Annotated in this window: 10 protein-coding genes and 1 pseudogene; 5 read left to right on the forward strand and 6 right to left on the reverse strand. The window is 62.5% G+C overall.

Annotation, left to right across the window (positions count from 1 at the left end; genetic code table 11):
- Positions 1-51: 51 nt before the first annotated feature.
- Positions 52-735: pseudogene (locus QYE47_RS24750) on the forward strand (substrate binding domain-containing protein); the annotation flags it as partial.
- A 114-nt stretch (positions 736-849) separates the two neighbouring features.
- Here QYE47_RS24750 and QYE47_RS24755 read toward each other — a convergent pair.
- Entirely contained in the window at positions 850-1320 is a 471-nt protein-coding gene (locus tag QYE47_RS24755; RefSeq protein ID WP_014591961.1) for a GreA/GreB family elongation factor, read from the reverse strand.
- Positions 1321-1322: 2 nt separating this feature from the next.
- Positions 1323-1721: a hypothetical protein gene (locus QYE47_RS24760; protein ID WP_014591960.1), complete on the reverse strand. Its 399-nt coding sequence runs from the start codon at positions 1719-1721 to the stop codon at positions 1323-1325.
- Between the two features lie 129 nt (positions 1722-1850).
- Between QYE47_RS24760 and earP the strand changes: the two genes are divergently transcribed.
- The gene (gene earP / locus QYE47_RS24765; RefSeq protein ID WP_014591959.1) at positions 1851-2984 is read left to right on the forward strand and encodes an elongation factor P maturation arginine rhamnosyltransferase EarP; all 1134 of its coding nucleotides are present in this window, start codon (positions 1851-1853) and stop codon (positions 2982-2984) included.
- Between the two features lie 48 nt (positions 2985-3032).
- Positions 3033-3602 (forward strand): elongation factor P, encoded by a 570-nt coding sequence (gene efp, locus QYE47_RS24770; protein WP_003252871.1) that lies wholly within the window; start codon positions 3033-3035, stop codon positions 3600-3602.
- A gap of 224 nt (positions 3603-3826) precedes the next feature.
- Here efp and QYE47_RS24775 read toward each other — a convergent pair whose 3' ends face one another.
- The 3 genes from QYE47_RS24775 to QYE47_RS24785 all read right to left on the reverse strand — a co-directional run bounded on the left by QYE47_RS24775 (position 3827) and on the right by QYE47_RS24785 (position 5863).
- A complete protein-coding gene (locus QYE47_RS24775) occupies positions 3827-4255 on the reverse strand; it encodes an organic hydroperoxide resistance protein (protein ID WP_014591958.1) in 429 nt (142 codons plus the stop codon).
- A 140-nt stretch (positions 4256-4395) separates the two neighbouring features.
- Complete coding sequence (locus QYE47_RS24780; RefSeq protein ID WP_014591957.1) at positions 4396-4851, reverse strand: MarR family winged helix-turn-helix transcriptional regulator; 456 nt, start codon at positions 4849-4851, stop codon at positions 4396-4398.
- A 58-nt stretch (positions 4852-4909) separates the two neighbouring features.
- Positions 4910-5863 carry a LysR family transcriptional regulator gene (locus QYE47_RS24785; RefSeq protein WP_014591956.1) on the reverse strand — a complete coding sequence of 318 codons (954 nt, stop codon included), beginning with the start codon at positions 5861-5863 and terminating at the stop codon, positions 4910-4912.
- Between the two features lie 113 nt (positions 5864-5976).
- On the opposite strand from QYE47_RS24785, the gene QYE47_RS24790 reads away from it, so the two are divergent.
- A complete protein-coding gene (locus tag QYE47_RS24790; protein WP_014591955.1) occupies positions 5977-6726 on the forward strand; it encodes a sulfite exporter TauE/SafE family protein in 750 nt (249 codons plus the stop codon).
- 28 nt (positions 6727-6754) lie between these two features.
- Here QYE47_RS24790 and QYE47_RS24795 read toward each other — a convergent pair whose 3' ends face one another.
- On the reverse strand, positions 6755-7606 hold the full coding sequence (locus QYE47_RS24795) for a LysR substrate-binding domain-containing protein (RefSeq protein WP_003252879.1): 852 nt from the start codon (positions 7604-7606) through the stop codon (positions 6755-6757).
- 96 nt (positions 7607-7702) lie between these two features.
- On the opposite strand from QYE47_RS24795, the gene QYE47_RS24800 reads away from it, so the two are divergent.
- Positions 7703-7921 (forward strand): DUF1127 domain-containing protein, encoded by a 219-nt coding sequence (locus QYE47_RS24800; RefSeq protein ID WP_014591954.1) that lies wholly within the window; start codon positions 7703-7705, stop codon positions 7919-7921.
- The last annotated feature ends 187 nt before the right edge of the window (positions 7922-8108 follow it).

Below are 8108 nucleotides of genomic sequence, written 5' to 3' on the forward strand. Positions count from 1 at the left end.
AGGCCGAAATGCCTTGGATGGGCACAGTATCGGCGCTCGATTGCCTACTGATCCAGTGCAGAAGGCCAGCCGGCCGGGTCGTTACGGGTGAGCATGGGCACGGTGTTCGGGCGTTTGTACGTGCTGCCGTTGCTGGGGGAATTCTTGCGCCGATACCCGGCGATTACCCCGGATTGGCATTTCGACAACCGCCAGGTGGACCTGATCGGCCAGGGCTTCGATGCAGCGATTGGCGGTGGTTTCGAACTGCCGCCGGGGGTGGTGGCGCGCAAGCTGACCCCGGCGCACCGGGTGTTGGTAGCGGCGCCGGCCTATCTGCAGCGGCACGCGCCGATAGAAGACCCGCAGGTGCTGCAACGCCATGACGGTATCCTGGTGCGGTCACCGCAGACCGGGCGGGTGCGCTCGTGGCCGTTGACCAGCCGTTGGCAGGCGCAGCAGCCGTTGCAATTGCGCCAGGCGATGACCATGAGCGATTCGGATGCGGCGTGCGCGGTGGCCGAGCAGGGGCTGGGCATTGCCCTGGTAAGCCTGCCGTTTGCCGTGCCCTACTTGCTGGCCGGGCGCCTGCTGCGGGTGTTGCCGGACTGGTATGTGGACGATGGGCATATCAGCCTGTATTTCGCCGAGCACAAGCTGTTGCCGGGCAAGACCCGGGCGTTCATCGATTTTGTGGTGGAGCAGTTTGCCGAGCAGGGACTGGCGGGGCGGTTCGATGCCCTGCAGGCTCTTTAGAGAATTATTGCCTGTGCCGGCCTTTTCGTGGGCCCGCCCGCGCCCACAGGGATATCACAGCCCTGAAGACAGTGGGGGCCTTGTGGGAGCGGGCGTGCCCGTGAAGAGGCCGGTTCAGACAACATCGACAATGAACGATACCTGTGCGCCCAGGTTCACCTCGTCATCCACGCGCTTGCCCAGCAGTTGCTGCCCCAGCGGCGATCGTGGGGTAATCACCGTCACCAGCCCGTCACCCTCGCCAATCTTCAACCCCGCTGCCTCAGGCCCGAGAAACAGCCGGCGCTGCCCGCCATGTTCATTTTCCAGGGTCACCAGGTTGCTTACCTGCACACCGCGCGCCGGGTCGTAATCACGCAGCAGCAACTGCTGGTAGATCACCAGCGCCTGGCGGATCTCGGCACTGCGGCGCGCCTGGCCGGTGGCCAGGTACGAGGCCTCTAGGCCCAGCGTGTCGTACTTGTTCTCGGCGATGTTCTCTTCGGCGGTGGCGGCCTCGTAGGCGGTTTGCGCTGCGCGGGTCAGCACGTCCAGGTCATGCTCGAGGGTGGCGACAATCAGCGCCAGCAGGTAGGGCTTGTCCATGGTCAGTAACAGAACTCCAGCACGTTGGCCTGGCTTTTTTCGGTGGGCGCGGTACGGTTTTGCTGCAGCCAGAACTGGCACTTGGGGTTGTTGAGGTTGCGCGGGTTGCCTTGGGCGGCATCGGCGGCCTGTTGCAGCTCCTGTTTGTGCAGGATGTCCTTGTAGCGTTCGAACATCTCGGCCTGGGCATCCTGGGCAGTGGTCGGCGCGGGGGTTGCAGCGGGTCGGTAGGCGTGGGGGGCTACAACCTGGGCCAAAGGTTGCACCTGCTGGGGCCACAACTGCTGGACCAGCCACAGGCTCACGGCAATGGCCATGGCGCCTAGCCACAGGCCCAAGGCAACGCACATGATCAACGGCAACGGCTTGAGGGTGATCTTCAATTCACGGTGGCGCGGCATGGCAGCCTCCTGGCAGCGTGGTAGGGGGGCATTGTCGCATGCGCTTGGGCATTTTTCTGCGCAGGTGCTTTTGTCAGCGCCAATTTATGCGCAGAATTCGCGGTTTTTGCACCAGCACGGGAGGGGCGCATGAAAGCCACCTGGGACATCTTCTGCAGCGTCGTCGACAACTACGGCGATATCGGCGTGACCTGGCGCCTGGCCCGGCAGTTGGTGGCCGAGCACGGCCTGGCGGTGCGCCTGTGGGTGGATGACCTCAACGCTTTCACGCCCATGTGCCCTGGCGCCGATGCCACGGCGGCGCAACAGTGGCAGCACGGTGTGGATGTGCGCCACTGGCTGGCAGCGTGGTTGCCGGTGGCGCCGGCCGATGTGGTGATCGGCGCGTTTGCCTGCCAGTTGCCCACAGCGTATGTCGAGGCGATGCGTGCCCGCCCGCAGCCGCCGCTCTGGCTCAACCTCGAGTACCTGAGTGCCGAGGACTGGGTGGAGGGTTGCCATGGGTTGCCTTCGCCGCAGCCCAACGGTTTGCGCAAGGTATTCTTTTTCCCGGGCTTTACCGAGAAAACGGGCGGTTTGCTGCGCGAGGGTTCGCTGCTGGCCCGGCGTGATGCGTTCCAGCAGTCGACGGATGCGCGCCGTGCTTTTTTGCAGGGGCTTGGTGTAGACCCAGTGCCGGGTGCGCTGCTGATCTCGCTGTTTGCCTATGAAAACCCACAGCTGGGCAACTGGCTTGATGCCCTGGCCACGGCTGACCAGGCCTGCCACCTGTTGGTCCCGCAAGGGCGCATTGTCGCGGGGCTCAGCCAATGGTTGGGCGAGGGGCCGCTGCAGGTGGGTGATGTGCGCAACCGTGGGGCGCTGACCGTTCAGGTGATGCCTTTCGTCAGCCAGGACGACTTCGACCGGCTGTTATGGAGCTGTGATTTCAATGCCGTGCGTGGCGAAGACTCGTTCGTGCGTGCGCAGTGGGCGGGGCAGCCGATGCTGTGGCACATCTATGTGCAGGACGAGAATGCCCATTGGGAAAAGCTCGAAGCGTTCCTTGCGCATTATCGACACGGCCTGTCAGACGATGCTGATGCCGCCATGCTGGGCCTGTGGCGTGCCTGGAACATGGATTTCGACATGGGCCAGGCCTGGCGGGCGGCCCGCCAGCATTGGCCGGAACTGCAGCAGCATGCCCGCCTTTGGGGAGCGCGACAGGCCGCTCAGCCGGACCTTGCCACAGCGCTAGTACACTTTTACCGAAATTCGCTATGATACGCGGCCTCGATTTTTATAAATCCATCCAGATTCGGATACTTCGTAATGAAAACTGGTAAAGAACTGAAACCCGGTACCGTCCTGCGGATCGACAACGACCCGTGGCTGGTTCAAAAAGCTGAGTTCACCAAGTCGGGCCGTAACAGCGCGATCATGAAGACCAAGCTGAAGAACCTGCTGACCGGCTACAAGACCGAAACCGTATACGGTGCGGACGACAAGCTGGACGACGTGATTCTGGATCGCAAAGAAGCGACCCTGTCGTTCATCAATGGTGACGAGTACACCTTCATGGACACCACCGACTACACCATGTACGAGCTGAACGCCGAAGACATCGAAGCCGTTCTGCCGTACATCGAAGAAGGCATGGAAGACGTCTGCGAAGCCGTGTTCTTCGAAGGCCGTCTGGTGTCGGTTGAGCTGCCGACCACCATCAGCCGTAAAGTTGTCTACACCGAGAACGCTGCTCGTGGTGACACCTCCGGCAAAGTCATGAAGCCTGCCAAGCTGGCGAACGGTACCGAGATCTCGGTTGCCGACTTCATCCAGATCGACGAGTGGATCGACATCGACACTCGCGACAACAGCTTCAAAGGCCGTTCCAAGAAGTAATGCTTCTTGCGAGACGCAAAAAACCCGGCGCAAGCCGGGTTTTTTTATGCCTGTGTGCTCGTGCTTTTGTGGGTGCAACTGTCGTGCTCAATTTCTAAAAGCTGGCGCAGATCCGTGTGGGAGCGGGCTTGCCCGCGAACACGGGCGAAGCCCGTGCCATCCACCGCGGTGTTTTCTTCGCGGGTAAACCCGCTCCTACAGGGGATCGCGCAAGCCTTTGCGCCTTAGACGGTTACGTGCAGGCGCACATCCACATTACCGCGGGTGGCATTGGAATACGGGCACACCTGGTGCGCCTTTTCCACCAGCCCTTCGGCATCGGCCTGGGCCAGGCCCGGCAGGTTGATGTGCAGGTCGATGTCCAGGCCGAAACCGCCCGGGATCTGGCCGATGCCCACCTTGGCGGTGATCGAGGCCTCTGCCGGCAGGGCTTTCTTCTCTTGCCCGGCCACGAACTTCAAGGCCCCGATGAAGCAGGCCGAGTAACCGGCGGCGAACATCTGCTCGGGGTTGGTGCCGTCACCGCCCGCGCCGCCCAGCTCTTTGGGGGTGCTGAGCTTGACTTCCAGCTTGCCGTCGCTGGAGCGGGATTTGCCGTCGCGCCCACCGGTGGAGGTTGCTTCTGCGATGTACAGCGGAGTGACCTTTTGCATCTTGAGCCTCGCTAATGTGCTGTGCACTCCCGTTTGCAGGAGGGCGGGGGTTGGTGTGAGATTTAAATTAGCGCGCAATTAGTTAGTGCGCAAGATAAATCATCACCGTTCATCGGAACGGCCATTTCACAGCATAGCGCTCAGAGGTTCTTTTGCAGGTTGTCGCGCAGGTTCAGCAGGTCGGCTTGCAGTTGCTGCAGCTGCTCCAGGCTCCGCCCGCTGGCCTTGAGAATGCACGGCGGCACCTGTTTGGCCTGCTGTTGAAGGGCGCGGCCTTTGTCGGTCAGCTGTACCATCACTACCCGTTCATCTTCACGGCTGCGGTTACGCTGCAACAGGCCTTCGCTTTCCAGGCGCTTGAGCAGCGGGGTCAGCGAGCCTGGGTCGGTCAGCAAATGCTGGCTGATTTCACCCACGGTCAGGCCGTCACGCTCCCAGAGCACGAGCATGGCAAGGTATTGCGGGTAGGTCAGGCCCAGCGCCTGCAGCAGCGGTTTATAGACCTTGGTCATCAGCAACGAGGTGGAGTGCAGGGCGAAACAGACCTGGTTGTCCAGCAGCAGCTCGTCACAGGAGGCTTGGGTGTCGGCGTTCATGCAGGTCCTTGAAAGTCATCAATGGAAAATTCTGGCACGCTGATCATCAGTGCGCGAATTAATCGCGCAGTTCACTGCGCAAGGCCAGGTCCCAGGGTGGAATCGGGCTGAAGCGGCTCTTGAGGAATTCGAGCAGCAAACGGCTGCGAGAGTTCGTTTCATGTGCCAGGCGTAGCGCGTAAATGCCGCTGGTCTCGGCTTCAGGCAAGCCGCCGTCGCAGAACAACGGGATCAGCTCGCCGCGTAGCAGGTATTCACTGATCAGCCAGGTGGGCAGGTGGGCTATCCCCAGGCCGGCGAGGGCGCCGAACAGCAGGGTTTCGGCATTGTTGGCGGCCATGCGCATGCGCGCGGGGCGATACAGGCGGGTTTGCCCGGCTACTCTGAAGCGCCAGGCGAACGGCGGCGCCAGGCCATCCCAGTCCAGCCCGTCATGCCCAGGCAGTTCGCTGGGGCAGGTGGGGATGCCGCGGCTGGCCAGGTAGGCGGGGCTGGCGCAGGCGATGCGCACCATGTAGGCGAGCGGTGTGGCGACCAGGCGGGTGTCGGCCAAGGGGCCGGCGCGCAGCACCAGGTCGACCTCGCCCAGGTGGCTGCCCTGCAGGTCGACAAAGCTGTCGATCAACCGCAGTTGTACGTCCAGGCCCGTGTAGGCCACCAGGAAGTCGGCAATGGCCGGGGCCAGGTGGCGGCGGCCAAACGCGGCAGGTGCGTCGATACGGATCAGGCCTTCCGGGGCATTGCTCAGTGACACCGCTTCAGCCCGGGCCAGGCGCAACTCCTGGATGATGCGCCTGGCCCGCTCGGCAAAGGCGTTGCCTGCAGGCGTGGCCCGCACCGCGTGGGTGCTGCGGGTGAACAGGCGGCTGCCGACGGCGCTTTCCAGGTTGTCGATGCGCCGTGCTACCGCAGACGGGGTCAGCGGGTGGCGACGGGCGGCGGCAGAAAAGCTGCCGGTTTCCAGCACATCGAGGAACAGGCTCAATTGGTCGGTCAGGGTATCGGGGCTCATGGCTGCCTTGCTTTTGCGAAAAACGCACAGCCATTGTGCGCTGCTGTGCGTTTCCCCGCCAGCGCACAATCGTTAGCATGCTCGCATTATTGGTACAGGCGGACGAGGCCCTGATGATCGAGTGGTTGTTGTATATCGTGCTGGGCGCTGCCTTGGGCACCATGGGGGGCTTGTTCGGCATTGGTGGCGGGCTGATTGCGATTCCGGCGTTGGGCGTGCTGTTTGGCCTGGACCAGCAGTTGGCGCAGGGGACCGCGTTGGTGATGGTGGTGCCGAACGTGCTGCTGGCGCTGTGGCGGTATCACCAGCGCAACCGCATCGCGTTGCGCCATGCGCTTCCGCTGTCGGTGTGCAGCTTCTTGTTTGCCTGGCTGGGGTCGATCTGGGCGGTGGGGCTTGATGCGCATTCCATGCGTCTGGGTTTTGTCGGCTTCCTGGTAGCCTTGGCGGTGTGGAACGTGGTGCGGATGTTCATGAAGGTGTCGCCGCCGAGTGCCGAGCTGCGTCATGCCTGGCCGTGGCTGGGTGTGCTGGGCAGCTTTGCCGGCACCATGGGCGGCTTGTTCGGGGTGGGAGGGGCCGTGGTGGCCACGCCGATCCTGACCAGTGTGTTCGGCGCTACTCAGGTGGTGGCGCAGGGGCTGTCATTGGCGCTGGCGGCGCCGAGTACCTTGGTCACGCTGGTGACCTATGGCGTGCACCATAGCGTTGACTGGGGGGTGGGGATTCCCTTGGCGGTGGGTGGCTTGCTCAGCATCAGCTGGGGCGTGAAGCTGGCCCACGCGTTGCCGGAGAAAGTATTGCGGGCGATGTTCTGTGTGTTCCTGGTGGTCTGTGCGGTGATGCTGGGGTTTGAGCTGTGAGATTTTGGGGCCGCTTTACGGCCCCCGATCACTTGAAACCCTCAACGATGTAGTCGGCCATGCAGTCGGTGATTGGCGAGGGGGTTTGCGTGCTGCGCACCAGCATCACATTGGCCATCGGCAATTGCGGCAGCCCTTCGCTCTCACCCAGAATGCGGATGTTGCCCCCGATCAGGCTCTGCAGCTGCGCGGTCACTGCCAGCCCGGCGGTGACGATGGCAAAGATTGCCGCCAGGCTTGGGCTGGTGTAGGCAATACGGTAATCGATGCCCTGTGCCTCCAGCGCATTGCAGGTCCAGGCGCGACAGAAGCAGTCGGTGTTGAACAGTGCCACCGGCATCGGCCGCTGTTCGTGTGGGCAAAAGCCTTCTGCTGCGGCCCACACCAGGCGTTCCTGGCGTAGCAACTGGCCAATCTCGTTGCCGGGCTCGCGGGTGACGATGGTCAGGTCCAGGTCCTGGCGCAGCATCAACTGCTTGGACGAATCGCAATGCACTTCCACCTGCACCAGCGGGTAGGCTTGGGCAAAGCTCGACAAGATGGTCGGCAGGAAGCGCATGGCGTAGTCGTCTGGTGTGCCGATGCGCACCAGCCCAACCATGTGCGGCATGCGCAGAGTGTTGAACACCTCGCCGTGCAACTTGAGAATGCGTCGGGCATACCCCAGCAGTACCTGGCCTTCGGCGGTCAGCCGCACCTGACGGCCATCACGTTCGAATAGCTGGCGCTGCAGAATGTCTTCTTCCAGGCGTTTCATCTGCATGCTGACCGCTGACTGGGTGCGGTTGACCACTTCGCCTGCGCGGGTAAAGCCGCCTTGCTCGGCAATGGCGACGAAGGTGCGCAGGACATCCGCGTCGAGGCTCTGGTACTGGGACATTGCATCAATCTCCGATATGCATCGCATCAGAAACATTCGTTGGATTGATCTTATGCCTGGCGTGAGACTGAGGCCATCAACACGGAGGGCTTCACGATGAAAGGTCATGTCAGCAGCATCCAGCAACCTGCCTTTTCCCTGAGCTACCTGTGGCACGCGGCCTTGCAGCGTCCGGCGCGTTGGCTGGAGTTGTACCGACAGCGTCAGGAGCTGGCCAGCCTCAGTGATGCAACCTTGCGCGACCTGGGGTTGAGCCGGGCGGATATCCAGCAAGAGGCCGAGCGGCATTTCTGGGATGATCCACTGAGGAAGTGATGCCAGGCGTGGCAGTCGCTTTTGCTCCAGCTCCAGCTCCAGCTCCAGCTTTTGCTTCTGCTCTTGCTTTGGCTTTTGCTTCTAAGTGCGCGGTCCTCCCGGGAGCAAGCCCGGAGCGAGGGGACCCCGGAGCGGAGCGTAGGGGCCGGATGATGGGAGCCGACGGTTTTGGTTACTTTGGCCACGA

It is taken from the genome of Pseudomonas sp. 2,4-D (assembly GCF_030418155.1).
GTDB lineage: Bacteria > Pseudomonadota > Gammaproteobacteria > Pseudomonadales > Pseudomonadaceae > Aquipseudomonas > Aquipseudomonas alloputida.

What these genes read in the sequence shown, in the direction of transcription:
- QYE47_RS24800 (WP_014591954.1), top strand. Translation starts at nt 7,703, where the DNA reads ATGAAAGGTCATGTCAGCAGCATCCAGCAACCTGCCTTTTCCCTGAGC.
- earP (WP_014591959.1), top strand. Translation starts at nt 1,851, where the DNA reads ATGAAAGCCACCTGGGACATCTTCTGCAGCGTCGTCGACAACTACGGC.
- QYE47_RS24760 (WP_014591960.1), bottom strand. Translation starts at nt 1,721, where the DNA reads ATGCCGCGCCACCGTGAATTGAAGATCACCCTCAAGCCGTTGCCGTTG.
- QYE47_RS24785 (WP_014591956.1), bottom strand. Translation starts at nt 5,863, where the DNA reads ATGAGCCCCGATACCCTGACCGACCAATTGAGCCTGTTCCTCGATGTG.
- efp (WP_003252871.1), top strand. Translation starts at nt 3,033, where the DNA reads ATGAAAACTGGTAAAGAACTGAAACCCGGTACCGTCCTGCGGATCGAC.
- QYE47_RS24775 (WP_014591958.1), bottom strand. Translation starts at nt 4,255, where the DNA reads ATGCAAAAGGTCACTCCGCTGTACATCGCAGAAGCAACCTCCACCGGT.
- QYE47_RS24780 (WP_014591957.1), bottom strand. Translation starts at nt 4,851, where the DNA reads ATGAACGCCGACACCCAAGCCTCCTGTGACGAGCTGCTGCTGGACAAC.
- QYE47_RS24795 (WP_003252879.1), bottom strand. Translation starts at nt 7,606, where the DNA reads ATGTCCCAGTACCAGAGCCTCGACGCGGATGTCCTGCGCACCTTCGTC.
- QYE47_RS24790 (WP_014591955.1), top strand. Translation starts at nt 5,977, where the DNA reads ATGATCGAGTGGTTGTTGTATATCGTGCTGGGCGCTGCCTTGGGCACC.
- QYE47_RS24755 (WP_014591961.1), bottom strand. Translation starts at nt 1,320, where the DNA reads ATGGACAAGCCCTACCTGCTGGCGCTGATTGTCGCCACCCTCGAGCAT.